At 56.0% G+C, this 24205-nt stretch carries 24 protein-coding genes; 16 read left to right on the top strand and 8 right to left on the bottom strand.

Annotated elements, in window-relative coordinates; translation table 11 throughout:
- Positions 1–2 precede the first annotated feature (2 nt).
- On the bottom strand, positions 3–3053 hold the full coding sequence (gene fdnG, locus ELK40_RS22270) for a formate dehydrogenase-N subunit alpha (RefSeq protein ID WP_164850642.1): 3051 nt from the start codon (positions 3051–3053) through the stop codon (positions 3–5).
- Between the two features lie 372 nt (positions 3054–3425).
- Here fdnG and fdhD point away from each other — a divergent pair, with 372 nt between their 5' ends.
- Complete coding sequence (fdhD, locus tag ELK40_RS22260; RefSeq protein ID WP_127732653.1) at positions 3426–4262, top strand: formate dehydrogenase accessory sulfurtransferase FdhD; 837 nt, start codon at positions 3426–3428, stop codon at positions 4260–4262.
- 114 nt (positions 4263–4376) lie between these two features.
- Entirely contained in the window at positions 4377–4589 is a 213-nt protein-coding gene (locus ELK40_RS22255; protein WP_023309747.1) for a DUF1471 domain-containing protein, read from the top strand.
- Positions 4590–4628: 39 nt separating this feature from the next.
- On the opposite strand, the gene ELK40_RS22250 is transcribed toward ELK40_RS22255, so the two are convergent.
- Both ELK40_RS22250 and ELK40_RS22245 read right to left on the bottom strand, forming a co-directional pair.
- Positions 4629–4952, bottom strand: a complete 324-nt coding sequence (locus ELK40_RS22250; protein WP_111963949.1) for an AzlD domain-containing protein — start codon at positions 4950–4952, stop codon at positions 4629–4631.
- Positions 4952–5611, bottom strand: a complete 660-nt coding sequence (locus ELK40_RS22245) for an AzlC family ABC transporter permease (RefSeq protein WP_127732651.1) — start codon at positions 5609–5611, stop codon at positions 4952–4954. Before ELK40_RS22245 ends, ELK40_RS22250 begins: the two co-directional genes overlap by 1 nt.
- A 102-nt stretch (positions 5612–5713) precedes the next feature.
- Here ELK40_RS22245 and ELK40_RS22240 point away from each other — a divergent pair, with 102 nt between their 5' ends.
- The 6 genes from ELK40_RS22240 to yiiM all read left to right on the top strand — a co-directional run bounded on the left by ELK40_RS22240 (position 5714) and on the right by yiiM (position 12341).
- Positions 5714–6262 carry an XRE family transcriptional regulator gene (locus ELK40_RS22240; protein WP_023309744.1) on the top strand — a complete coding sequence of 183 codons (549 nt, stop codon included), beginning with the start codon at positions 5714–5716 and terminating at the stop codon, positions 6260–6262.
- Between the two features lie 17 nt (positions 6263–6279).
- Entirely contained in the window at positions 6280–7275 is a 996-nt protein-coding gene (locus ELK40_RS22235; protein WP_127732649.1) for a LacI family DNA-binding transcriptional regulator, read from the top strand.
- Between the two features lie 104 nt (positions 7276–7379).
- The gene (locus ELK40_RS22230) at positions 7380–9503 is read left to right on the top strand and encodes an alpha-galactosidase (RefSeq protein WP_127732647.1); all 2124 of its coding nucleotides are present in this window, start codon (positions 7380–7382) and stop codon (positions 9501–9503) included.
- Between the two features lie 44 nt (positions 9504–9547).
- Positions 9548–10813, top strand: a complete 1266-nt coding sequence (locus ELK40_RS22225; RefSeq protein ID WP_127732645.1) for an MFS transporter — start codon at positions 9548–9550, stop codon at positions 10811–10813.
- 162 nt (positions 10814–10975) lie between these two features.
- The gene (gene sodA, locus ELK40_RS22220; protein ID WP_003861999.1) at positions 10976–11596 is read left to right on the top strand and encodes a superoxide dismutase [Mn]; all 621 of its coding nucleotides are present in this window, start codon (positions 10976–10978) and stop codon (positions 11594–11596) included.
- A gap of 7 nt (positions 11597–11603) precedes the next feature.
- Positions 11604–12341 carry a 6-hydroxyaminopurine reductase gene (gene yiiM, locus ELK40_RS22215; protein ID WP_127732643.1) on the top strand — a complete coding sequence of 246 codons (738 nt, stop codon included), beginning with the start codon at positions 11604–11606 and terminating at the stop codon, positions 12339–12341.
- A gap of 52 nt (positions 12342–12393) precedes the next feature.
- Here the strand turns inward: yiiM and cpxA are convergent, their stop codons facing one another.
- A complete protein-coding gene (gene cpxA / locus ELK40_RS22210; RefSeq protein ID WP_127732641.1) occupies positions 12394–13767 on the bottom strand; it encodes an envelope stress sensor histidine kinase CpxA in 1374 nt (457 codons plus the stop codon).
- On the bottom strand, positions 13764–14462 hold the full coding sequence (cpxR, locus tag ELK40_RS22205; protein ID WP_006179159.1) for an envelope stress response regulator transcription factor CpxR: 699 nt from the start codon (positions 14460–14462) through the stop codon (positions 13764–13766). Before cpxR ends, cpxA begins: the two co-directional genes overlap by 4 nt.
- A 151-nt stretch (positions 14463–14613) precedes the next feature.
- Between cpxR and cpxP the strand changes: the two genes are divergently transcribed.
- From cpxP to ELK40_RS22170, 7 genes are all read left to right on the top strand, one after another.
- The gene (gene cpxP / locus ELK40_RS22200; protein ID WP_024909200.1) at positions 14614–15120 is read left to right on the top strand and encodes a cell-envelope stress modulator CpxP; all 507 of its coding nucleotides are present in this window, start codon (positions 14614–14616) and stop codon (positions 15118–15120) included.
- Between the two features lie 197 nt (positions 15121–15317).
- Positions 15318–15614, top strand: a complete 297-nt coding sequence (locus tag ELK40_RS22195) for a TM2 domain-containing protein (protein ID WP_115876978.1) — start codon at positions 15318–15320, stop codon at positions 15612–15614.
- A 255-nt stretch (positions 15615–15869) separates the two neighbouring features.
- The gene (fieF, locus tag ELK40_RS22190; protein ID WP_023309697.1) at positions 15870–16763 is read left to right on the top strand and encodes a CDF family cation-efflux transporter FieF; all 894 of its coding nucleotides are present in this window, start codon (positions 15870–15872) and stop codon (positions 16761–16763) included.
- A gap of 174 nt (positions 16764–16937) precedes the next feature.
- A complete protein-coding gene (pfkA, locus tag ELK40_RS22185) occupies positions 16938–17900 on the top strand; it encodes a 6-phosphofructokinase (RefSeq protein ID WP_023309696.1) in 963 nt (320 codons plus the stop codon).
- A 209-nt stretch (positions 17901–18109) separates the two neighbouring features.
- Positions 18110–19099, top strand: coding sequence for a sulfate ABC transporter substrate-binding protein (locus ELK40_RS22180; RefSeq protein WP_029741703.1), 990 nt, complete (start codon positions 18110–18112; stop codon positions 19097–19099).
- A gap of 107 nt (positions 19100–19206) precedes the next feature.
- Positions 19207–19950: a CDP-diacylglycerol diphosphatase gene (locus ELK40_RS22175; protein ID WP_115876979.1), complete on the top strand. Its 744-nt coding sequence runs from the start codon at positions 19207–19209 to the stop codon at positions 19948–19950.
- 73 nt (positions 19951–20023) lie between these two features.
- The gene (locus ELK40_RS22170; RefSeq protein WP_127732639.1) at positions 20024–21328 is read left to right on the top strand and encodes an SLC13 family permease; all 1305 of its coding nucleotides are present in this window, start codon (positions 20024–20026) and stop codon (positions 21326–21328) included.
- 81 nt (positions 21329–21409) lie between these two features.
- Here ELK40_RS22170 and tpiA read toward each other — a convergent pair whose 3' ends face one another.
- The gene (gene tpiA / locus ELK40_RS22165; protein ID WP_014172206.1) at positions 21410–22177 is read right to left on the bottom strand and encodes a triose-phosphate isomerase; all 768 of its coding nucleotides are present in this window, start codon (positions 22175–22177) and stop codon (positions 21410–21412) included.
- Positions 22178–22288: 111 nt separating this feature from the next.
- Entirely contained in the window at positions 22289–22885 is a 597-nt protein-coding gene (locus ELK40_RS22160) for a DUF1454 family protein (RefSeq protein ID WP_115876982.1), read from the bottom strand.
- A 112-nt stretch (positions 22886–22997) separates the two neighbouring features.
- Between ELK40_RS22160 and ELK40_RS22155 the strand changes: the two genes are divergently transcribed.
- Positions 22998–23417 (top strand): DUF805 domain-containing protein, encoded by a 420-nt coding sequence (locus ELK40_RS22155; protein ID WP_023293600.1) that lies wholly within the window; start codon positions 22998–23000, stop codon positions 23415–23417.
- Here the strand turns inward: ELK40_RS22155 and fpr are convergent, their stop codons facing one another.
- Positions 23418–24164 carry a ferredoxin--NADP(+) reductase gene (gene fpr / locus ELK40_RS22150; RefSeq protein WP_127732637.1) on the bottom strand — a complete coding sequence of 249 codons (747 nt, stop codon included), beginning with the start codon at positions 24162–24164 and terminating at the stop codon, positions 23418–23420. It lies immediately after the preceding gene.
- Positions 24165–24205 lie beyond the last annotated feature (41 nt).

The following is a 24205-nucleotide window of genomic DNA, read 5'->3' as shown; positions in this document are numbered from 1 at the left end:
CGTTACACCTTTTCCACGTTCACGAGGAAGGCCTTAAACTCCGGCGTCTGCGTGTTCGCATCACCGACGAACGGCGTCAGGGTGTTCGCAATGAACCCTTTCTTCGCCACGCCCTCATAGCCCCAGTGAATCGGAATACCGATGGTATCCACCTGCTGACCGTGAACGTTCAGCGTGCGAATACGCTTAGTCACCACCGCCTTGGCTTTAATGTAGCCACGGTTAGAGGAGACCTTCACGGTATCGCCATGGGCAATGCCGAGCTTGTTCGCCAGCTTCTCACCGATCTCCACAAACTGTTCCGGCTGCGCGATCGCGTTAAGCAGCGCGTGCTTGGTCCAGTAGTGGAAGTGCTCGGTCAGACGGTAGGTGGTGCCCACGTACGGGAACTTGTCCTTTTTACCCAGCGCTTCAAAGTCGCCTTTGAAGATACGGGCTGCCGGGTTTGAGACCACGTTCGGGTGCAGCGGGTTGGTGCCCAGCGGCGTCTCAAACGGCTCGTAGTGTTCCGGGAACGGACCTTCCGCCATCTTATCGATAGCAAACAGACGCCCCATCCCTTCAGGCTGCATGATAAACGGCCCAACGTCGCTGCCCGGTGCGGCAGTGCTGTAGTCCGGAATATCCACGCCGCCCCATTTCGCGCCGTCCCACTTCAGAAGCTGACGCTTCGGATCCCACGGGTTACCCTGCGGGTCAGCGGATGCGCGGTTATAGAGGATACGGCGGTTGAGCGGCCACGCCCATGCCCAGCCCAGCGTATTGCCAAGGCCCGACGGGTCGGCGTTATCGCGGTTTGCCATCTGGTTGCCTTTCGGCGTCCAGCTACCGGCAAAGATCCAGCAGCCGCTGGAGGTGGTACCGTCATCGCGCAGGTGCGCGAAGGTGCTGAGCTGATCGCCTTTCTTCGCCAGTACGGTGCCGGTGGCCGGGTCAATAACGTCCGCCAGCGCCTTACCGTTGCTCTCCATCGCCACTTCTTCTGGCGCAGGATTTTCCGGCGTCGAGTAGTTCCAGGTCATGTTCAGCACGGGTTCCGGGTTCGCGCCGCCTTCTTCCGCATACATCTTACGCAGGCGTAAGAAGATGCCGGCCAGGATCTCGCCGTCGTTCATGGCGATGCCCGGGGCGTCCGCACCTTTCCAGTGCCACTGCAGCCAGCGTCCGGAGTTAACGATCGACCCGTTCTCTTCCGCGAAGCAGGTTGACGGCAGACGGAACACTTCGGTCTGAATCTTCGACGGATCGACGTCGTTCGATTCGCCGTGATTCTGCCAGAAGGTCGAGGTCTCGGTATTGAGCGGGTCAATCGTCACCAGGAACTTCAGTTTCGACAGCGACTCAACAACCTTGTTCTTGTTAGGGAACGAGGCCACCGGGTTAAAGCCCTGGCACAAATAGCCGTTCACTTTGCCCTGGTGCATCATCTCGAAATACTGCAGAACGTCATAACCTTTGTCCCACTTCGGCAGCCAGTCAAAGCCCCAGCTGTTTTCAGCCGTCGCTTTATCACCGAAGAACGCTTTCATCATCGAGACGAAGAACTTCGGATAGTTGCCCCAGTAGTTCACCTGGCCTTCAAGCAGCGGTTTAGGCGTGCTGGCCGTCAGGTAGGTTTGCAGGTCGGTCTGTTTCTCGCTTGGCAGGCTCATGTAACCCGGCAGGCTTTGGGACAGCAGGCCGAGGTCAGTCAGACCCTGAATGTTGGAGTGACCGCGCAGGGCGTTCACGCCGCCGCCAGCCATACCCATGTTGCCGAGCAGGAGCTGAACCATCGCCATGGTACGGATGTTCTGCGCACCGATGGAGTGTTGCGTCCAGCCGAGGGCGTACAGGAACGACGCGGTTTTGTCCTTCGCGCTGGTTTCGGCGATAAGCTCGCACACCTTCAGGAAGTCCGCCTTCGGCGTACCGCAGATGTTTTCGACAACCTCAGGCGTGTAGCGGGAAACGTGCTCTTTCAGCAGGTTCCACACGCAGCGCGGGTGTTGCAGAGTGGTGTCGCGCTTCGCAAAGCCTTTTTCATCCAGCTCGTAGTTCCAGCTGGTTTTGTCGTATTTGCGTTTTTCGGCGTCGTAACCGCTGAACAGGCCATCTTCGAAGTGGTAATCCTCACGCACGATCAGGCTGGCGTTGGTATAGGCTTCGGTGTATTCGCGGTTATATTTTTCGTTGGTCATCAGGTACAGCAGTACGCCTGACAGGAAAGTGATGTCAGTACCTGAACGAATAGGGGTGTAGAAATCCGCCACTGACGCAGTACGCGTAAAGCGGGGATCGATCACAATCAGTTTCGCACCGTTGTGGATTTTGGCTTCCATCGCCCAGCGGAACCCGACAGGGTGCGCTTCAGCGGCGTTACCGCCCATCACCACAATGAGGTTGGCGTTCTTGATGTCGACCCAGTGGTTGGTCATCGCACCGCGACCAAATGTTGGAGCAAGACTTGCTACCGTTGGTCCGTGTCAGACACGCGCCTGGTTGTCGACCGCGAGCATACCGAGTGCGCGCGTAAATTTCTGGGTTAAATAACCGGTTTCGTTGCTTGAAGCGGAGGCACACAGCATTCCGGTGGAGAGCCAGCGGTTGACCGTGACGCCGTCGGCATTCTTCTCAACAAAGTTGGCATCGCGGTCTTCTTTAATGTGTTTTGCGATGCGGTCAAACGCCTCTTCCCAGCTGATTTGCTGCCATTTGTCGGATCCAGGCGCACGATATTCAGGGAATTTGAGACGGCTTTCGGAGTGGATAAAGTCCACCAGACCGGCCCCTTTGGGGCACAATGCGCCGCGGTTAACCGGATGATCCGGGTCGCCTTCGATATGGAAAATAGACGCTTTGGCGTTTTTAGCACCGTCGCCGAGGCTATACATTAACAGCCCGCAACCGACAGAGCAGTACGTACAGGTATTACGGGTTTCACGGGTGCGCAGCAGTTTATACTGCCGCGTTTCCGCCAGCGCTACGCCGGGCGCAAAGCCCAGTGCCGCTGCCGTGGTGCCTGCCATACCGCCAGCGCAGATCTTAAAGAACTGCCTTCTGCTGACCTGCATGGGTCACTCCTTGTTTCGACATTGCTTACATATGTAGTTTTGACTTCGCGGTTGAGAATTGACCGCAAAGGAGAAAAATTTGCGTTAATCCCTCAATTCCACGAGGGATATCATCAGAATACCACATTGTCGGTACCGCTGTTCTAATGGCGTTAATACAAAGTGAACGTATTATCACCATGTTGATTATAAAGTGTGACATTGATCACATTAACGGCTCGGCATGTTAATGCGGTGTAGCCGGTGGCAGGTTGCACCCCTGCTAAATGAGTAGGAGAATGGATGTCGAAAAGTTGATCCATACTATGCGTACAGCCTGTGGTTTATGCTGCAATAGCACGCTCACCTCCGTGGTTGTTCAGGAATACCGCTGTGTCTAAACAAAACCGTGTTCTCCACTCGTCACCCCTGCCTGCCGGCATTGTGGAACTGTCGGTACACCGACCGCCCCACATAACCGATGCCATACCCGATTTTCTGGCGGAAGAAGTACCCGTTGCGCTCGTTTACAACGGCATCTCGCATGTGGTGATGATGGCGTCTCCGAAAGATCTTGAGCTGTTCGCCATCGGTTTTTCCCTCTCGGAAGGCATCATCGAGCATCCGCAGGAGATCTACGGTATGGACGTGGTGCAGGCCTGCAACGGTCTTGAAGTGCAGATCGAACTCTCCAGCCGCCGCTTTATGGGACTCAAGGAGCGCCGTCGCGCGCTGGCCGGGCGTACCGGCTGTGGCGTGTGTGGCGTTGAGCAGCTCAATGATATTGGTAAACCCGTTGCTCCATTGCCGTTTACTCAGACCTTTAATCTGGCGCACCTCGACCATGCGCTTGAGCATCTCAACGATGTACAGCCCATCGGCCAGCTGAGCGGCTGTACGCACGCGGCGGCGTGGGTGCTGCCGTCGGGGGATATTGCCGGAGGGCATGAAGACGTGGGTCGACACGTCGCGCTGGACAAACTATTAGGCCGTCGTGCGCGGGAAAGCGATGTCTGGCAGCAGGGGGCCGCGCTCGTATCCAGCCGCGCCAGCTATGAGATGGTGCAGAAGTCCGCCATGTGCGGCGTGGAGATCCTATTTGCGGTGTCGGCGGCAACCACGCTGGCGGTGGATGTCGCGGAGCGCTGCAACCTGACGCTGGTGGGCTTCTGCAAGCCGGGAAGGGCGACGATTTATACCCATCCACAACGATTGATAGTTGATCAGTAATTTTGAATGATAATAGCAAATCCTTCCGCTTTTAGTTGTTCATGATGAGGTCTAGTATTTATCTCATCAAGGCACGGTGCCTTACCAAAACAACTTAATGAAAGGGTTTATATCATGAAAAGCATCAAAACTTTTGTCGCTGTAATCGCTCTGGCTACTTCTTTCGGTTCTTTCGCTGCACAGACCGTAACCGCAACCGCCTCTACCATTGATGGCGCAGAAGCTAAAATCGCGGCTCAGGCTCAGGAAGCCGGCGCGTCATCGTACAAAATTACCCAGGCGTTCTCAGGTAACCGCGTACACATGACCGCTGAACTGACTAAATAAGCTGTCACACCGTCGAAAGAGCGCCCCAGGGGCGCTTTTTTAGTTTATGCCCGCCACGCGCAGCAGCGCGGTTACCACTGCCGCCGCTACGATCACCACAATTAACGGCATCTTCCGCCAGGCCAAAAACACTGCAAACGCCACGCCCAGCACGCGCGCCATGCCGGCAAAGTGGTCACCTTCATAAAACGTGGTCGCCAGCGCCACGGAAAACAGCAATACCGTTGCCGCATCTGACAGCAGCGCCTGTGAACGCTCTGACAATGCCAGCCTGCTGCCCAGTTTCGCTCCGCCAAGACGCATCAAATAGGTTCCCGCAGACAAAATGGCGATGCCGAGAATAAAGAACGTCATGTTTTCCATTATTTTTTCCTCGCGGCAAGACCGAGTAAAGAGAGCAGTACCGGCAGACCTACCGGGGCAAACTGCACGGCGGCCAGCGACAGAACGGCACCGCTGCAGGCGCGTATCAGCGTGGTGCGGTTTTTAAATGCGGGAACCACTAATGCCAGCAGTATCGCCGGGAATACCGCATCCAGGCCTATGGTTTCCGGGTCCGGCAGCAGTTTGCCGACCATGGCACCCAGCAGCGCGCCAAGCGGCCAGACGATGGCGACGCCTAAACCGCACAGCCAGTAGGCGGCTTTACGCTGCTCGGCGGTTTTTTGCGACAGGCCAAACACCACGCTTTCGTCGTTCATGATGTGGCAGCCCAACAGGCTCAGACCGCGCTTACCGACCAGCTCACGCACCGTCACGCCAAACGGCACGTGGCGCGCGTTGACCAGCAAACCCGCGGCTGCAGCCGCCAGCGGGTTACCGCCGCTTGCTACAATGCCGATAAACATAAACTCTGACGCGCCCGCGAGTACGGTGATGGAGAGCACAAACGGCACCCAGACCGGGAAACCGTAGGCCATCGCCAGCGAGCCGTAGGACATTCCCACCACGCCCACCGCGAGGCAGACCAGGATGATTGCTTTTATGGTGTCGCCTTTCAGACAAGAGAGATGATGCTTCATACATTTTTAGCCATATCGAACGTGTATCCATTATAATGAACGCAACGAAACTGATTTTCAAGGCGAACGATTCGTTCGTTTTATAGAACAAGAGGCCGTTATATGACGCAGCCAATCAGCCTGATCGCTAAAAGTCTGGTGCGGGAACGTCTGCGCACCGGGCTTTCGCTGGCGGAAATTGCCCGCCGTGCCGGGATCGCTAAATCCACCCTTTCCCAGCTGGAGTCCGGCAACGGTAACCCTAGCCTGGAAACGCTGTGGTCGCTCTGCGTGGCGCTGGATATTCCTTTCGCCCGCCTGCTTGAGCCGCAGTTGCCGACCACGCAGGTGATCCGCCGTGGTGAAGGGACAAAAGTGGTCGCCGGACAGGCTAATTATGAAGCCATTTTACTGGCGGCATGCCCACCCGGCGCGCGCCGCGATGTCTATCTTCTGATGACCCAACCGGGCGCAGATCGTATTTCTCAGCCGCATCCGCCGGGCTCTGTTGAACATATTATTGTGACGCAGGGCCGGGCGCTGGTCGGCCTGCTCGACGCGGCGGAAGAGCTCGGCGCAGGGGATTACATTTGTTATCCCGCCGACCAGCCGCACATCTTCAAGGCCCTGGAGCCAGACACTTACGCGCTGCTGGTGGCGGAACAAAACTAACAGAGATACGGAAACTCATGTCGCTTAAAGCCATTGCCAAAGAACTGGGGCTGTCAGTCACCACCGTCAGCCGCGCCCTCAACGGATATGACGACGTCTCCGCCGAGACGCGCGCTCGCGTAGAAGCGGAAGCCCAGCGACGCGGCTATCGGCCTAACACTTTCGCCCGCCGCCTGAAGATGGGCAAAATTGATGCCGTTGGGCTGGTGTTCCCGGTCCATCCTGTTCCGCTCAATAACAGCGTATTTATGGACATGGTCGGCGAAATTAGCCACGAACTGGCGCGACATGAGATCGACTTATTGCTTATCGCCGACGACGATCTGGCGGATAAGCACAGCTATATGCGCATGGTGCAAAGCCGCCGCGTGGATGCGCTGATTGTGGCCCACACGTTGGATCGCGATCCGCGACTTGAGCAGCTGCAGGCCGCCGGATTTCCCTTTCTGGCGCTTGGTCGCAGCCAGCTACCGCAGCCGTACGCGTGGTTCGACTTCGACAACTATGCCGGTACGTACAATGCTACACGCTGGCTAATCGGGAAAGGCCATCAGCGCATTGCCCTACTGGGCGAAAGCAACAATCAGGCATTCATCACCCAGCGTCGTCAGGGCTATCTGGACGCGTTGCGGGAAGCCGGGCTTTCCAGCGAATGGCTGCGCGCCATGCCCCCTTCGCGCCGCGTGGGTTATGCCACCACGAAAGAACTTCTCTCGCTGTCGCAGCCGCCCACGGCCATCATTACCGACTGCAACACTCACGGTGACGGCGCGGCGATGGCGCTGGCAGAGCTGGGCCGTCTGACCGGCGAGAGCGCCGTTGCGCTGGTTGTTTATGACGGGCTCCCGCAGGACAGTATCGTCGATGCCGACGTGGCGGCAGTGATCCAGTCCACCCGCCAGGGCGTCGGGAAACAGATTGCCGATATGGTGCGTCAGCTGATTAACGGCGACGATATTGAACGGCTTCAGGTGCTCTGGCAGCCCGAATTCTCTCCCGGCCAGACGGCCTGAATCTCTCCATTTTCTAAACCCGATCACAAAACCGAAACGTTTTGGTTTGTATCCGAAACGTTTCGGATCAACACTCAGATCATCCCGATGACAGGAGATGTCTGATGCAAGATTCCGTTTTACGACTTGAAAGCAACACGGTAGACGTGGTGATCAAAACGTACCCGTTCGCCGAAATTCTCTACTGGGGGCCGCACCTTCAGCACTTTTCGCCACAGGATGTTGCTATGCTCGCGCGCCCTGTTGCCAACGGCAGGCTTGACGTCGACTCCCCGGTCACGCTGATGGCCGAGCTGGGGCACGGTCTGTTTGGTGCTCCCGGCATTGAGGGGCATCGGCAGGGGCTGGACGGTTCACCCATGTTCACCACCACAGACGTACAGCAGTCAGGACAAACCCTGACGGTGACGGCGGAAGATGAACATGCGGGCTTGCGTCTGACCAGCGAGCTGGCGCTGGATGCCAGCGGCGTGCTGGTGGTTCGTCACGGTTTAACGAACCTGAAAGCGATCCCCTGGCAGGTGGACCGTTTCGCCGTCACGTTGCCGGTGGCCGAACGCGCTCAGGAGGTGATGGCCTTCCATGGACGCTGGATCCGGGAATTTCAGCCGCACCGCGTGACGCTTGAACACGACAGCTTTGTGATTGAAAACCGCCGGGGTAAAACCTCCCATGAACACTTCCCGGCGCTGATTGCCGGGACGCCGTCGTTCAGCGAAATGCACGGCGACGTCTGGGGCGTGCATCTGGGCTGGAGCGGCAACCACCGCCTGCGTGCGGAAGCCAAAACCGACGGCCGCCGCTATCTGCAGGCTGAAGCCCTCTACCTGCCGGGCGAAATGGCGGTTGAGGAGGGCGATACGCTCTGGACGCCGCGCCTGTATGCCAGCTATTCCACGCATGGCCTGAACGGCATGAGCCAGTCGTTCCATCGCTACCTGCGCAACAACGTTATCCGCTTCCCGGAAAACAAACCGCGCCCGGTGCACCTCAATACCTGGGAAGGGATCTACTTCAACCACGATCCGGGCTACATCATGCGCATGGCCGACGAGGCTGCCGCCTTGGGCGTGGAGCGCTTCATCATTGACGACGGCTGGTTCAAAGGCCGTAACGACGACCATGCCGCGCTGGGCGACTGGTATCTGGATGAGAAAAAATACCCGAACGGCCTGACGCCGGTGATCGACCACGTCAAACGGCTCGGTATGGAGTTTGGCATCTGGGTTGAGCCGGAGATGATCAACCCGGATTCCGATCTGTACCGCGCGCACCCTGACTGGGTGCTGGCGCTGCCGGGCTACAAACAACACACCGGGCGGCACCAGCTGGTGCTCAATCTGAGTATCCCGGAAGCATTTGATTATCTTGTGGAACGCATGAGCTGGCTTCTGGGTGAACATGAAGTCGACTACGTGAAGTGGGACATGAACCGTGAGCTGGTACAGCCGGGTCACGACGGGAAGGCCGCCGCTGACGCGCAAACCCGCCAGTTTTATCGCCTGCTGGACGTGCTGGGTGAACGTTTTCCGCACATCGAATTTGAATCCTGCTCATCCGGCGGGGGGCGCATTGATTATGAGGTGCTGACGCGCTGCCACCGCTTCTGGGCTTCGGACAACAACGATGCGCTGGAGCGCAACACCATCCAGCGCGGCATGAGCTATTTCTTTCCGCCGGAGGTGATGGGGGCGCATATCGGTCATCATAAATGTCACGCCACCTTCCGCCAGCACAGCATTGAATTTCGCGGTCTAACGGCGCTGTTTGGCCATATGGGGCTGGAACTTGATCCCCTCACCGTCGATGAGAAGGAGCGCGAAGGCTATCGCCGTTACGCCGCGCTGTACAGGCAGTGGCGCGAGGTTATTCATCAGGGCACACAATGGCGCGTGGATATGCCGGATGCCAGTACGCTGGCACAGGGTATTGTGAGCGCAGATAAAACGCAGGGGCTGTTTATCGTCAGCCAGCTCGCCATGCCGGACTACACGTTGATGATGCCGCTGCGCATGCCGGGGCTTGAGCCCAGCGCGCAGTATCGTATTTCGCTGCTCGATCACCCTGATATTCACATTACCGGTGAGGGGGGACATACCATGCGCAAGCTGCCGGCATGGATGGAAACACCGCAAACGGCGAGCGGCGAGTGGCTGATGCAGGCGGGCATTGCGCTGCCGATTCTGGATCCGGAAACCGCCGTTCTGATTGGCGTTGAACGCGTGTAAAGGTGACGGGCCGGGCTGCCGGCCCTCCGTTGAGGATAAAAATAATGAACACAACACCCTGTACCCACAAAGACAACCCTAACTTCTGGATTTTCGGGCTGTTCTTCTTTCTCTACTTCTTCATCATGGCCACCTGCTTTCCGTTCCTGCCGATCTGGCTGTCGGATATCATCGGCCTGAACAAAACCCATACCGGCATCGTCTTTTCCTGCATCTCACTCTCGGCCATTGCCTTCCAGCCGGTGCTTGGGGTGATCTCGGATAAACTGGGGCTAAAAAAACACCTGCTGTGGATCATCTCCGTGCTGCTGTTCCTGTTTGCCCCTTTCTTCCTCTACGTCTTTGCGCCGTTACTAAAAGCCAACATCTGGCTGGGCGCGCTGAGCGGCGGCATGTATATCGGCTTTGTCTTTTCGGCGGGCTCAGGAGCCATTGAGGCCTACATTGAACGCGTGAGCCGTAACAGTTTCTTTGAGTACGGTAAGGCGCGCATGTTTGGCTGCCTCGGCTGGGGGCTATGCGCCTCCACGGGCGGGATCCTGTTCGGCATCGATCCGTCGTATGTATTCTGGATGGGTTCGGCGGCGGCGCTGCTGTTGATGCTGCTGCTGGTGGTCGCAAAGCCAAAACCCAACCAGACGGCGCAGGTGATGAATGCGCTGGGTGCCAACCAGCCGCAGATCACCGCGAAAACGGTCTTTAGCCTGTTCCGTCAGCGCAGGATGTGGATGTTTATTCTGTACGTGATTGGCGTGGCCTGCGTCTATGACGTCTTTGACCAGCAGTTTGCTACCTTCTTCAAAACGTTCTTCGCCACGCCGCAGGAGGGCACTCGCGCCTTTGGTTTTGCGACCACTGCCGGGGAAATCTGCAACGCGATCATCATGTTTTGTTCACCGTGGATCATTAACCGCATCGGCGCGAAAAACACGCTGCTCATCGCCGGGGTGATTATGGCGACGCGCATTATCGGCTCGTCGTTTGCCACCACCGCCGTAGAAGTGATTGCCCTGAAGATGCTGCACGCGCTGGAGGTGCCGTTCCTGCTGGTGGGGGCCTTCAAGTACATCACCGGGGTGTTTGATACGCGTCTTTCGGCGACTATCTACCTGATTGGCTTCCAGTTTGCCAAACAGTCGGCAGCGATCTTCCTCTCCGCGTTTGCCGGAAATATGTATGACCGGATCGGTTTCCAGGAGACATACCTGATGCTGGGCTGTTTCGTGCTGGCGATTACGGTGGTGTCGGCGTTTACGCTCAGCAGCAGGGAGGAGATTGCGGCAGGCAATAAGGCGCTGGAAGTCCATTAACGCTCTGAACCCACTCACTATTCCGGCGTTGGTCAAAAAATGAATAACCTTATAAAAACTACGGCATTGATAATCATTTTCAATATCATTTAATTAACTATAATGAACCAACTGCTTACGCGGCATTAACAGCTGTGCCGCCCGACAATAATGGAGAGGATTATGAGTTATACACTGCCATCCCTGCCGTATGCCTACGACGCACTGGAACCGCATTTCGACAAGCAGACGATGGAAATCCATCACACTAAACATCACCAGACCTACGTGAACAACGCGAACGCCGCGCTGGAAAGCCTGCCAGAGTTCGCTAATCTGCCTGTTGAAGAGCTGATCACCAAGCTGGACCAGCTGCCAGCGGACAAGAAAACCGTGCTGCGTAACAACGCGGGCGGCCACGCAAACCACAGCCTGTTCTGGAAAGGCCTGAAAACCGGTACCACCCTGCAGGGCGACCTGAAAGCGGCTATCGAGCGCGACTTCGGTTCCGTTGACAACTTCAAAGCGGAGTTCGAGAAAGCCGCTGCAACCCGCTTCGGCTCCGGCTGGGCGTGGCTGGTACTGAAAGGTGACAAACTGGCGGTTGTTTCTACTGCTAACCAGGACTCCCCGCTGATGGGTGAAGCGATCTCTGGCGCATCCGGCTTCCCAATCCTGGGTCTGGACGTGTGGGAACACGCTTACTACCTGAAATTTCAGAACCGTCGCCCGGACTACATTAAAGCGTTCTGGGACGTGGTGAACTGGGACGAAGCAGCAGCGCGTTTCGCCGCTAAAAAATAAGGTTGCATTGACGCCTGTGAGAAGCGAGTCTGATGGCTCGCTTTTTTTGTATCTGCAGAAAGGAGCAGCGATGCATTATCCGGTGAATGTATTTACAGGCAAGGTAAGGGAGTACGACGGCAGCCGCCCGAGCGCCATCGGCAAAATTCAGGTCGACGGTGAGCTGACGTTGACCGACCTCGGGCTTGCTGGCGACGAGCAGGCCGAAAAGAAGATCCACGGCGGGCCGGAGCGCGCGCTGTGCCACTATCCGCGCGAACACTATCAGTACTGGAAAACCGAGTTCCCCGAGCAGGCGGATCTCTTCGTCGCCCCCGCGTTTGGCGAGAATCTCTCCACCGAAGGGCTTACCGAAAAGAATGTATTTATTGGTGATATCTACCGCTGGGGCGATGCCCTGATCCAGGTGACGCAGCCGCGCTCGCCGTGCTTCAAGCTCAACTTCCATTTCGGTATTCATGACATGTCGGCTCAGATGCAAAGCGCGGGTAAAACCGGCTGGCTGTACCGGGTGGTGCTGGCCGGGCAAGTCTCAGCAGATGCGCCGCTCGAGCTGGTATCACGCCTGAGTGAGGTGTCTGTTTACGACGCCTGCGCCATTGCCTGGCATATGCCGTTTGATGACGAGCAGTATCATCGCCTGCTGTCGGCTGCGGGGCTATCGACCAGCTGGACAAGAACGATGCAGAAGCGACGTTTGAGCAGCAGGATCGAGGATAATTCCAGGAGATTGTGGGGTAATTAGTGCCCTTCATCCCGGCCCTCTCCCCTTCGGGGAGAGGGTTAGGGTGAGGGGGTTACGAACGCTTGTACAATGGTAGCCACAGCGTTAACCGTAGTCCACCCAGCGGGCTGTCGTCGGCTTTCACCCAGCCGCGGTGCTGCTGCATGGCGGTTTCAACAATCGCCAGACCCAGCCCCGTGCCGCCGGATTCCCGGTCGCGCGCCTCATCGGTACGATAGAACGGACGGAAAATCTGCTCGCGATCTTCCGGGCTGACGCCAGGACCGTCGTCGTCGACAATGACGGTGATCCCGTCTTTATCCACCGAGAACGCCACCTCAATCTTCGTATGCGAGTAGCGCAGGGCGTTACGCACGATATTCTCCAGCGCGCTTTCCAGCGCGTTGGGGTTACCGTAGAGCGGCCACGGGCCCGGCGGGAAGTTGACGGTGAAGGATTTGCCCATCTGCTCTGCTTCGAATGCCGCGTTGTCCAGCACCTCGTGCCAGAGGTGATTCGCTTTCACCGTTTCGCTAACCAGCGCGTTTTTCTGCTGATTGCGGGACATGACCAGCAGATCGTTGATCATGCTGTCCAGGCGGTGAGCTTCGGTTTCGATACGTTCCAGCTCTTTGCTTTCCCCGCTGCGGCGGCGCAGCAGCGCGGTGCCAAGCTGTAAGCGCGTTAGCGGGGTGCGCAGCTCGTGCGAGATATCCGACAGCAGGCGCTGCTGTGCGGTCATCATGCGATCGAGAGCGCTCACCATCTGGTTAAAACTGGTCCCGGCGGCAAGGAACTCCTGCGGTCCGGCTTCCAGTTCACGGTGTTGTCGCAGGTTACCCTGTGCCACCTCATCGGCGGCATTCTTCAGCTTACGCGCCGGTTTTGCCAGGCTCCACGCCAGCCATAACAGCAGCGGCGAGCTGACCAGCATAGTAACAATCAGCAGCAGGAGAGGGCGGTCAAACAGCAGGTTGATGAAGTCGGACTGGGAGCTGCTCGCGGGGCGAATCAGGTAGAGCTGATAATTATCCTCTCCGTCCCTGACGGAGAAAGGCCCCACCATCTCTACGCGCCCATATTTCTTCTTCTGGGGATGATCGGCGTTATCCGCCTGGCCAATGAAGTTGCGGATAATCTGCATTTCATTGCGATCGGCCCCAATCACGCGGCCTTCGCTGGTCACCAGCAGCAGGCGTTGTCCGGGCGGCGCCCACTTGTCGATAGCGCGAAACAGCCTGCGCCACCACATTAAATCGTTTGGCGGATCGTTTGCCAGCTCGGCTTCCACGTGCTGCTCGATCATCACGCCCTGACGTTGCTCGCTGTCGAGAAGCTCCGTCATCTGGCGTGAGTCAAGTTTTGGCAACATCAGTACGAGCATTAAAACCAGTGCCAGCGTCAGCCAGAAGATGGCGAAGATGCGGGCGGTTAAGCTTCCTATCATGAAGCGGAAACCATCAGATAACCGCGACCACGCAGGGTTTTAAACCATGGGTGACCGTCTTTACGCTCCGGCAGCTTACGGCGCAGGTTAGAGATGTGCATGTCGATGGCGCGGTCAAACGGGGTGAGGCGTTTGCCCAGCACCTCCTGGCTTAGATGTTCACGCGAAACCACCTGGCCGAGGTGCTGCGCCAGCAGATATAGCAGGGTGAACTCCGTGCCGGTCAGTTCCAGCGTCTGGCCATCAAAGCTCGCTTCCTGACGGCCCGGGTTGAGGCTCAGGGAGTCGACTTCTAGTGTAGGTGAGCTGTTGTCGGTATTTTGCTGCTGTTCGCTCCAGTGGGAACGACGCAGGATAGCGCGAATACGGGCAACCAGTTCACGGTCGTTAAACGGCTTTGGTAAATAGTCATCCGCGCCCAGCTCAAGGCCGAGTACGCGATCAAGTTCGCTGCCGCGTGCGGTCAGCATGATTACGGGAGTCTGGTGTGTCTGGCGAAGTTCTTTCAACGTATCAATACCGTTTTTCTTCGGCATCATCACGTCGAGCAAAAGTAAATCGATGCTGTCGTCAAGGAGACTCAGCGCCTGCTCGCCATCATGGGCAACCAGGACGTTGAAACCTTCCATGTCGAGCAACTCCTTTAAAAGGGATGTGAGCTCTCGGTCATCATCAACTAACAGGATTTTATTCATTGTTTAAATACCTCCGAGGCAGAAATTACGACATCAAGGCTGTCTAATCCATGACTTTACGTTGTTTTACACCCCCTGACGCATGTTTGCAGCCTGAATCGTAGACTGTCTCTCGTTGAATCGCGACACGAAAGATTTTTGGGAGCAAGTGATGCGCAAAGTTACCGCTGCCGTCATGGCCTCAACGCTGGCGTTCAGTGCGTTTAGCCAGGCTGCTGAAGCTATCATCAGCGATAACAGTCCCTTACAAGAGGGCGCAACGCAGAACAGCAGCCAAAGCCATATGTTTGACGGCATAAGTTTAACCGAACATCAGCGTCAACAGATGCGAGATCTGATGCAGAGGGCAAGACACGACCAGCCCCCTGTTAATGTTAGCGAAATGGAGACAATGCATCGCCTTGTCACCGCAGAAAATTTTGACGAAAGCGCTGTACGCGCTCAGGCCGAAAAAATGGCACAGGAACAGGTTGCCCGCCAGGTAGAGATGGCGAAGGTCCGCAACCAGATGTTCCATCTGCTAACGCCCGAGCAGCAAGCGGTTTTGAACACCAGACATCAGCAGAGAATGGACCAGCTGCGAGAGGTTGCACGGATGCAGCGAAGCTCAGAAACGACGTTTTTCAGTAGCAATAGCAGTACCCGTAGTAACCAGTAAACCCTGTTTTCCTTGCCATAGACACCATCCCTGTCTTCCCCCACATGATGTGGGGGTTTTTTTTATTCCTTCTTCTACCCCCCCTAAATCAAGGGCTCATTATTTTCAATCCGACGATATATTCTTTTTTAAAATAGTATTTTTCTGAATTGTTTGTAAAATATGCAAGCTACTGATAAGAAACAAAAGGGGATATCATGTCAGGAATGGTTTTTTGCCGAGGATGTGGCAAGGAGTTGCACAGTACCGCTAAGGCCTGTCCGCATTGTGGCGCAAGCCAGGTTGCAGCAGGAAGTAAAAATAAGCTTACCGCAGCATTGCTCGCTTTCTTCTTAGGAGGCCTGGGCGCACATAAATTTTACTTAGGTAAGATTGGCCAGGGATTCCTTTACCTCATCTTTTGCTGGACCTTCATACCGTCAGTCATTGCCTTCATTGAGTTTATTATCTATCTGTGCACCTCTGAAGACGACTTTGCCAGAAAATATGGTTAAGTGCTGACTTAGCATTTTCAGGTTTCAAATCAGGAAAGCCCCTTTTAAACGGGGCTTTCTTATTGATGAACGTCACGGTCGAATATCTCGTTATAAAAACCATTTATATCAATAGTATGATTGTAATCCTGCATAATCTATTTCTCTTCATCTGCGACAGGTCTTTTGCTCGTCATTTCTTTTGTTAACCGTTTATTCATCCTTTGACTCCCAATGCTTCCGTTATACTAGCGGCATAACATGACAGGAGCGTTTATGAATCAATCCTATGGAAGACTGGTCAGCCGGGCCGCCATTGCGGCGACCGTCATGGCCTCCAGCCTGTTACTGATTAAAATCTTTGCGTGGTGGTATACCGGTTCGGTCAGTATTCTGGCGGCGCTGGTGGACTCGCTGATGGATATTGCCGCCTCGTTGACCAACCTGCTGGTGGTGCGTTACTCGCTGCAGCCAGCGGACGAAGAGCACACGTTTGGGCACGGCAAAGCGGAGTCGCTGGCCGCGCTGGCGCAAAGTATGTTCATTTCCGGCTCTGCGCTGTTCCTGTTTTTAACCGGCATTCAGCATCTCGTCTCGCCAACACCGATGAACGATCCCGGCGTGGGAGTCGTTGTGACGATAGTCGCGCTTATATGCACACTCGTTCTGGTAACGTTCCAGCGCTGGGTTGTTCGCAAAACGCAAAGTCAGGCTGTAAGGGCGGATATGCTTCATTATCAATCTGATGTTATGATGAATGGGGCTATTCTTATTGCGCTCGGTCTGGCCTGGTATGGCTGGCATCGCGCCGATGCGTTGTTTGCGTTAGGGATTGGTATCTATATTTTATATAGCGCTCTGCGGATGGGGTATGAAGCGGTGCAATCACTGCTTGACCGCGCCCTCCCGGACTCAGAACGTAATGAAATTTTTTCTATTGTGACCTCCTGGCCCGGCGTCAGCGGTGCACACGATCTTCGAACGCGGCAGTCAGGGCCGACCCGCTTTATACAGATTCATATTGAAATGGAAGACAACCTGCCACTGGTACAGGCTCACGTTATTGCTGAGCAGGTCGAGCAGGCGATTTTGCAGCGTTTTCCTGGTTCAGACGTCATCATTCACCAGGATCCCTGCTCGGTTGTACCCGGTCATGTTGGGCTTTCGTAATTCGTTGTAAAAAAGTGAGCCAGGCCAGCATTTTGTGTATAAATTACCGCCGTTTGGTCTGACCTGAATCAATTCAGCTGGAAGGGATTGATATACTATTTGCAGTATTCGTTGGTCGATAAGTTTCTTCCGGCAACAGATTTCAATTTTGCATTCCTAAGTTCAGAGGTAGTCATGATTAAGAAAATCGGTGTGTTGACAAGCGGCGGTGATGCGCCGGGCATGAACGCGGCAATTCGTGGTGTTGTCCGTGCAGCGCTGACGGAAGGCCTGGAAGTTTTTGGCGTTTATGACGGTTATCTGGGCCTGTATGAAGATCGTATGGTTCAGCTCGACCGCTACAGCGTGTCTGACATGATCAACCGTGGCGGTACTTTCCTCGGTTCTGCGCGCTTCCCGGAATTCCGCGACGAACACGTTCGTGAAGTGGCTATCGAAAACATGAAGAAACGTGGTCTGGACGCCCTGGTGGTTATCGGTGGTGACGGTTCCTACATGGGTGCAAAACGTCTGACCGAAATGGGTTTCCCGTGCATCGGTCTGCCTGGCACCATCGACAACGACATCAAAGGCACTGACTACACTATCGGCTTCTTTACTGCACTCGGTACCGTTGTTGAAGCGATTGACCGCCTGCGTGACACCTCGTCTTCTCACCAGCGTATCTCTATCGTTGAAGTGATGGGCCGTTACTGTGGCGACCTGACGCTGGCGGCTGCCATTGCGGGCGGTTGCGAATTTATCGTCGTGCCAGAAGTCGAATTTAGCCGTGAAGATCTGGTGGCTGAAATCAAAGCGGGCATCGCGAAGGGTAAAAAACACGCGATCGTCGCTATCACCGAGCACATCTGTGACGTTGACGAGCTGGCGAAGTACATCGAAGCCGAAACCAAACGCGAAACCCGCGCGACCGTACTGGGTCACATCCAGCGTGGCGGTTCCCCAGGCCCTTACGACCGTATTCTGGCGTCCCGTATGGGCGCGTACGCGATCGATCTGCTGCTGCAGGGCCACGGCGGCCGCTGCGTCGGTATTCAGAACGAAAAACTGGTTCACCACGACATCATCGACGCGATTGAAAACATGAAGCGTCCGTTCAAAGGTGACTGGCTGGACTGCGCGAAAAAACTGTACTGATCGGCTCTGTTGCCCGGTGGTGCTGCGCTTACCGGGCCTACAAAGGCACGACTCGTAGGCCGGGTAAGGCGTAGCCACCACCCGGCTTTTTTATGCGAGCACGCTTTTTTATTCCACTACGTTATAGCCAATCTTTTTTTATTCTTTAATCCTCGATTCGCTTTCTGGCACGCTGCATTCATCAAAACACTACACAAGAGAGCTGGGCGATGAATAAATGGGGCGTGGGTTTAACATTATTGCTGGCATCGACCAGCGTTCTGGCTAAGGACATCCAATTACTGAACGTGTCATACGACCCGACGCGTGAACTGTACGAGCAATACAACAAAGCGTTTGCGGCACACTGGAAGCAGGAAACCGGCGATAACGTGGTGGTTCGCCAGTCTCACGGAGGTTCTGGCAAGCAGGCGACCTCCGTCATCAACGGCATTGAAGCCGACGTGGTGACCCTGGCGCTGGCCTACGATGTCGACGCGATCGCCGAGCGCGGTCGCATCGACAAAAACTGGATCAAACGCCTGCCGGATAACTCCGCACCCTACACCTCGACCATCGTCTTCCTGGTGCGTAAAGGCAACCCGAAACAAATTAAAGACTGGAACGACCTGATCAAACCGGGCGTTTCTGTGATTACCCCGAACCCGAAAAGCTCCGGCGGCGCTCGCTGGAACTACCTCGGCGCATGGGGTTACGCGCTGCATCACAACAACGGCGACCAGGCCAAAGCGCAGGAGTTCGTGAAGGCGCTGTATAAAAACGTTGAGGTGCTGGACTCCGGCGCGCGTGGTGCCACCAACACCTTCGTCGAGCGCGGGATTGGCGACGTGCTGATTGCATGGGAAAACGAAGCACTGCTGGCGACCAACGAACTGGGTAAAGACAAATTCGAGATCGTGACCCCGAGCGAATCGATTCTGGCTGAGCCGACCGTTTCTGTGGTCGATAAAGTGGTTGAGAAGAAAGATACCAAAGCGGTGGCGGAAGCTTACCTGAAGTATCTCTATTCGCCAGAGGGCCAGGAAATTGCGGCGAAAAACTTCTATCGTCCACGCGATCCGGCTGTTGCGAAGAAATACGAAAGCGTATTCCCTAAACTGAAACTCTTCACCATCGATGACGAGTTCGGCGGCTGGACGAAAGCGCAGAAAGAGCACTTCTCTAATGGCGGTACCTTCGACCAAATCAGCCAGCGCTAGCCATTAGCCTGTGACACGGTGACCCGGCGTGAGAAATCCGCCGGGTTTTTTATTTGGTCATCATTTTGCGTTACTCTTTTGCCTCAATCGAAAACAGGGAACGCGTTGTGAAAAAAATTATCTTATTGATCCTCATTGTCATCGCCCTTGCCGCTGGCGGCGTGTACTGGATGAAGGCGGGTAATCCGAATGCGTTAAGACATATCGTTCTCGACCAGTGTGTGCCGAATCAGATCCAGAATCGTAACCCGGCACCGTGTGTGCAGGTGAAAACGGATGCAGGCTATGTGATATTTAAAGACCGCAACGGGCCGCTGCAATACCTGCTGATGCCGACCTATCGCATCAACGGCACCGAGAGCCCGCTGTTGACCGAAGCGCATACGCCGAACTTTTTCTGGCTGGCCTGGCAGTCGCGCAGCTTTATGACCCTGAAGCGCGGAGCCGAGGTGCCTGACAGCGCCATTTCGCTGACGATTAACTCCCCGACAGGGCGCACGCAGAACCACTTTCATATTCATATCTCCTGCCTTCGCCCGGACGTGCGCGAGAAACTCAACGCCGCGCAGGCAGAAATCAGCACCCAGTGGCTGCCGCTTCCCGGCGGGCTGGAAGGGCATGAGTATCTTGCTCGTCGGGTGACGGAGAATGAGCTGGTGCAGCGCAGCCCGTTTATAATGCTGGCTGAAGAGCTGCCGGAAGCGCGCGACCATATGGGGCGCTTCGCCCTGGCGATGGCACAGCAGTCCGATGGTTCGTTTGTGTTGCTGGCAACCGAACGTAACCTGCTGATGCTTAACCGCGCGTCAGCTGAGGAACTGCAGGATCATCAATGCGCTATTCTGAATTGACCCCACCATAAATAGCGTTTACTCGCCCTGCCTGTCGCCGTAGACTTGCTGAAAAATTCTACAGGAGACAGGTATGTCGCTCTGGTCAACGTATCCTCTGCTGGTACCCTCACTGATCGTTGGCGTCACTATCGTGCTATGGGCGACGTCGCTGTTGCCGGAATTTATCACCGCGCTGCTGTTCTTTACGGCGGCAATGACCGCGAAGATCGCCCCGCCGGAGGTGATTTTCGGCGGTTTTGCCTCGTCTGCTTTCTGGCTGGTCTTCAGCGGATTCGTGCTCGGCGTGGCGATCCGTAAAACCGGACTGGCAGACAGGGCCGCCAGGGCGCTGTCGGCAAGGCTCACCGACTCCTGGGTGTTGATGGTGGCGAGCGTGGTGCTGCTGAGCTACGCGCTGGCGTTTGTGATGCCGTCGAATATGGGACGTATTGCGCTACTGATGCCGATTGTCGCCGCGATGGCGAAACGCGCCGGTATCGCAGACGGCTCCCGAGCGTGGTTTGGTCTGGCGCTGGCGGTAGGGTTTGGGACTTTCCAGCTTTCGGCGACGATTCTGCCCGCTAACGTCCCTAACCTGGTGATGAGCGGTGCGGCGGAAGGCTCGTACGGCATCCATCTGAACTATGTCCCTTATCTGCTGCTGCACACGCCGGTGCTGGGCATTCTCAAAGGCCTGATTCTGATTGGCCTCATCTGCTGGCTATTTCCCGGCAGCCCAAAACCGCCGAAAGAACAGGCGCCGTCTGAGCCTATGGGGCGGGACGAAAAGCGTCTTGCCTGGCTGCTGGCGGTGGTGCTGGGGATGTGGGTTACGGAGAGCTGGCACGGCGTGGGGCCCGCGTGGACGGGGCTGGCGGCGTCGATCATCGTTATGCTGCCGCGCATTGGTTTCATTACCGGGGAAGAGTTTTCTGCGGGGGTGAATATGCGCACCTGTATCTACGTTGCCGGTATTCTGGGGCTGGCGATCGTCGTGACGCAAACCGGTATCGGAACGGCGGTGGGCGAGGCGTTGCTCCGCATTATGCCGCTGGATGCAGGCCGACCGTTCACCAGTTTCCTGGCGCTGACCGGTATTACCACCGCACTCAACTTCATTATGACCGCCAACGGCGTTCCGGCGCTGTATACCACTCTGGCGCAGAGTTTCTCGGACGCGACCGGTTTTCCGCTGCTGTCGGTGATCATGATTCAGGTGCTGGGCTATTCCACGCCGCTGCTGCCCTATCAGGCGTCGCCGATTGTGGTGGCGATGGGGTTAGGAAAGGTGCCTGCCAGGGCGGGGATGGTGCTTTGTCTGGCGCTGGCTATTGCAACGTATCTGGTGCTGCTGCCGCTGGATTATCTGTGGTTTAGCCTGCTGGGACGGCTGTAAAAAAGCCCGGTGGCGCTGACGCTTACCGGGCCTACAAAACCGCAGGGCGGGTTAGCGAAGCGCCACCCGCCACAAAGGCAATTACGCCTGTTTAGCCGCTTCTGCCGCTTTAACGATCACCGCGAAAGCGTCCGCTTTCAGGGATGCACCGCCAACCAGCGCGCCATCGATGTCTGGCTGGGTGAACAGCTCAGCAGCGTTGGAAGCGTTAACGGAACCGCCGTACTGGATAATCACTTGCTCAGCGACTTTGGCGTCAGCTTTCGCAATGTGGTCACGAATGAATTTGTGAACAGCCTGAGCCTGTGCAGGGGTTGCTGATTTGCCGGTACCGATCGCCCAGACTGGCTCGTAAGCGATAACCGCGCCTTCGAACGCTGCCGCGCCCTGGGTTTTCAGCACTGCATCGATCTGGCGTGCGCACACTTCTTCAGTTTTGCCCGCTTCGTTTTCTGCTTCGGTTTCACCGATGCACAGAACCGGGATCAGACCCTGCTCTTTCAGCACGGCGAATTTCTTCGCGATGAACTCATCGGATTCTTTGTGATAGGTGCGACGCTCGGAGTGGCCGATGATGATGTATTTCGCGCCGATATCTTTCAGCATTTCAGCGGAGGTTTCACCGGTGAAAGCGCCAGACAGGTTAACGTCAACGTTCTGCGCGCCCAGAATGATGTGGCTGCCATCAGCGGCGTGTTTAGCCAGATCCAGATACATATCCGGCGGAGCGATCGCAACCGCGCAGCCGGTCACGCCAGCCAGCTCTTTACGCAGGTTCGCAACCAGTTCGTTTACCATGTGGCGGCTGCCGTTCAGCTTCCAGTTACCCATCACTAAAGGATGTCGCATTTCAATTCTCCACGCTAAATAAGCGAATTAAGGAATATGGCCACCCTGTCGGGCAGCATGGTCTGTGAATCAGTATAGAGATTTTCCCTCGAAAGGCTTTGCTTTTTGTCATTAATTCGCCCCGCCGAGAGTGTCAGATAGTGCCAGCTTAATCGGTTCAACAGCGAAGGTCAGTCCTTTTTCGCCGTTGTCCGCCACAACATAGCGGATTGCGCCCTCGGTATCGGCGTAGTAACGCTTGTTTTTACCGGCAGCGAGGAGTTTTTGCAGCTTTTGCTGGCTTTGCTTTTTCGTCAGTGCCGGGGTAAACGCCTGCAGGACCGCGCTCATGTACTCCAGCGCTTTCGCCTTAGCGGCTTTCTGCTCTGGCCCCTGTATCGGCAGCCAGGTGATTTGCATGCTTTTGATTTTTAACGTACCGCGCTCCAGCGCCGTGGAAGCATACAAATTCTCATTTATCTTGCTTGCCGCACGGGTCAGTGTGGGGGTATCGCGTGAGCCATCAATGGCGCGAAATTCATCCAGCGGCAGCGTGGGGTTGGTCTGATTGAAGGTTTCACGAAACTGGCTGATGGACTGATCGAACGACGGCGCGCCCGCCAGCAGATACGGTGCTGTGGTCGGGGCTGTGGTTTCGGCGGCGTGCAGGGGATAACCCGCGCTGATCAGCGCTAAACACAGGAAAAGAGAACGTGCCGAACTTTTCATCAACATTGCCCCTGGCCGTAAGTGCTCATGATTAAAACGATATCTGGTCGGCTTGTCAAAAGGTCACAACTCCAGGGTAAAATGCGCGCTATACGATAATAAGGAACCTTACATGACCATACAGCAGTGGCTGTTTTCATTCAAAGGGCGTATTGGACGCCGTGATTTCTGGATCTGGATGGTGACGTGGGTTGTCGCCATGCTGCTTCTGTTTTTCGTTGCTTACAACGCATGGCTGAGCACGCAAACGGCGGCCTTCGCGCTGGTCTGTCTGCTATGGCCAACGGCGGCGGTTGTCGTAAAACGGCTGCACGATCGCGGACGTTCCGGCGCGTGGGCATTTCTGATTATTCTGGCGTGGATGCTGGTGGCGGGGAACTGGGCGATGCTTCCGTCCATCCTGCCGTGGGTTGTGGGCAGGCTGCTGCCTTCGGTCATCTTCGTGATGATGATTGTCGATCTGGGTGCGTTTATCGGCACCCAGAGCGAAAACAAATACGGTAAAGATACCGTTGAGGTGAAATACCGCTGATCACCAGTAGTGTTCAGCGGTCATATGGCCCGGCCGGCGGCGAAGATGTTTCGTCATCTGCCGGGTATCCTTCAGAAGCTGCTGCGTGTCCCGTACCATCTGCGGGTTGCCGCACAGCATGACGTGGCTGGTTTCAGCGTTCAGCGGCAAACCCACCGCCTCTTCCAGGGCTCCACTCTCAATTAACGCCGGCACGCGACCGGTAAGCGTTCCTGCTACGGTTTCACGGCTGACCACCGTCTGAATCTTTAACTTTCCGCCGTACCGCTGCTCCAGCGCCTGCATCTGCGGCAGGTAGCTCAGGTCCGCGGCGTAGCGCGCAGCGTGCACCAACACGATGTTTTTAAAGCGCTCCAGATCTTTGCCGTACTGCAAAATAGAGAGATAAGGGCCGATGGCCGTACCGGTTGCCAGCATCCAGAGCGTGTCACAATCCGGGATCTCTTCGAGCACAAAGAAGCCTGCCGCTTCACTCACAATTTGCACGTCGTCGCCGGGCTTAAGGGCGGCAAGGCGCGGGCTGAGCTTACCGTCAGGAACGGTAACCAGATAGAATTCGAGATCCGGGTTATCAGGCGCGTTAACGTAAGAGTAGGCGCGCTGCACGCGCTCGCCGTCGACATCCAGTCCCAGCTTCGCAAATTGCCCGGCTTTAAACGGGTGAACGGGAGCATGTACGGTGAGACTAAATAGCGCATCGGTCCAGAACTGTACCTTTGTGACTTTACCTGTTACCCAGTCCGCCATGATCTTCTCCTGTGCTGTTTCTCTGTTCTATCTTCCGTACT

This window comes from Enterobacter sp. N18-03635 (assembly GCF_004006055.1).
In the GTDB taxonomy this organism is placed as follows: Bacteria; Pseudomonadota; Gammaproteobacteria; order Enterobacterales; family Enterobacteriaceae; genus Enterobacter; species Enterobacter vonholyi.
The sequence above is the reverse complement of the archived record's forward strand: the minus strand, read 5'-3'. Positions and strand labels throughout refer to the sequence as shown.

Coding starts and splice junctions, on each gene's coding strand:
- cpxR (WP_006179159.1), bottom strand. CDS start 14,462: ATGAATAAAATCCTGTTAGTTGATGATGACCGAGAGCTCACATCCCTT.
- ELK40_RS22240 (WP_023309744.1), top strand. CDS start 5,714: ATGACGCAGCCAATCAGCCTGATCGCTAAAAGTCTGGTGCGGGAACGT.
- ELK40_RS22170 (WP_127732639.1), top strand. CDS start 20,024: ATGTCGCTCTGGTCAACGTATCCTCTGCTGGTACCCTCACTGATCGTT.
- cpxP (WP_024909200.1), top strand. CDS start 14,614: ATGCGCAAAGTTACCGCTGCCGTCATGGCCTCAACGCTGGCGTTCAGT.
- cpxA (WP_127732641.1), bottom strand. CDS start 13,767: ATGATAGGAAGCTTAACCGCCCGCATCTTCGCCATCTTCTGGCTGACG.
- ELK40_RS22250 (WP_111963949.1), bottom strand. CDS start 4,952: ATGGAAAACATGACGTTCTTTATTCTCGGCATCGCCATTTTGTCTGCG.
- ELK40_RS22155 (WP_023293600.1), top strand. CDS start 22,998: ATGACCATACAGCAGTGGCTGTTTTCATTCAAAGGGCGTATTGGACGC.
- tpiA (WP_014172206.1), bottom strand. CDS start 22,177: ATGCGACATCCTTTAGTGATGGGTAACTGGAAGCTGAACGGCAGCCGC.
- ELK40_RS22245 (WP_127732651.1), bottom strand. CDS start 5,611: ATGAAGCATCATCTCTCTTGTCTGAAAGGCGACACCATAAAAGCAATC.
- ELK40_RS22230 (WP_127732647.1), top strand. CDS start 7,380: ATGCAAGATTCCGTTTTACGACTTGAAAGCAACACGGTAGACGTGGTG.
- ELK40_RS22195 (WP_115876978.1), top strand. CDS start 15,318: ATGTCAGGAATGGTTTTTTGCCGAGGATGTGGCAAGGAGTTGCACAGT.
- ELK40_RS22255 (WP_023309747.1), top strand. CDS start 4,377: ATGAAAAGCATCAAAACTTTTGTCGCTGTAATCGCTCTGGCTACTTCT.
- ELK40_RS22235 (WP_127732649.1), top strand. CDS start 6,280: ATGTCGCTTAAAGCCATTGCCAAAGAACTGGGGCTGTCAGTCACCACC.
- ELK40_RS22180 (WP_029741703.1), top strand. CDS start 18,110: ATGAATAAATGGGGCGTGGGTTTAACATTATTGCTGGCATCGACCAGC.
- sodA (WP_003861999.1), top strand. CDS start 10,976: ATGAGTTATACACTGCCATCCCTGCCGTATGCCTACGACGCACTGGAA.
- ELK40_RS22160 (WP_115876982.1), bottom strand. CDS start 22,885: ATGAAAAGTTCGGCACGTTCTCTTTTCCTGTGTTTAGCGCTGATCAGC.
- fpr (WP_127732637.1), bottom strand. CDS start 24,164: ATGGCGGACTGGGTAACAGGTAAAGTCACAAAGGTACAGTTCTGGACC.
- fieF (WP_023309697.1), top strand. CDS start 15,870: ATGAATCAATCCTATGGAAGACTGGTCAGCCGGGCCGCCATTGCGGCG.
- ELK40_RS22225 (WP_127732645.1), top strand. CDS start 9,548: ATGAACACAACACCCTGTACCCACAAAGACAACCCTAACTTCTGGATT.
- pfkA (WP_023309696.1), top strand. CDS start 16,938: ATGATTAAGAAAATCGGTGTGTTGACAAGCGGCGGTGATGCGCCGGGC.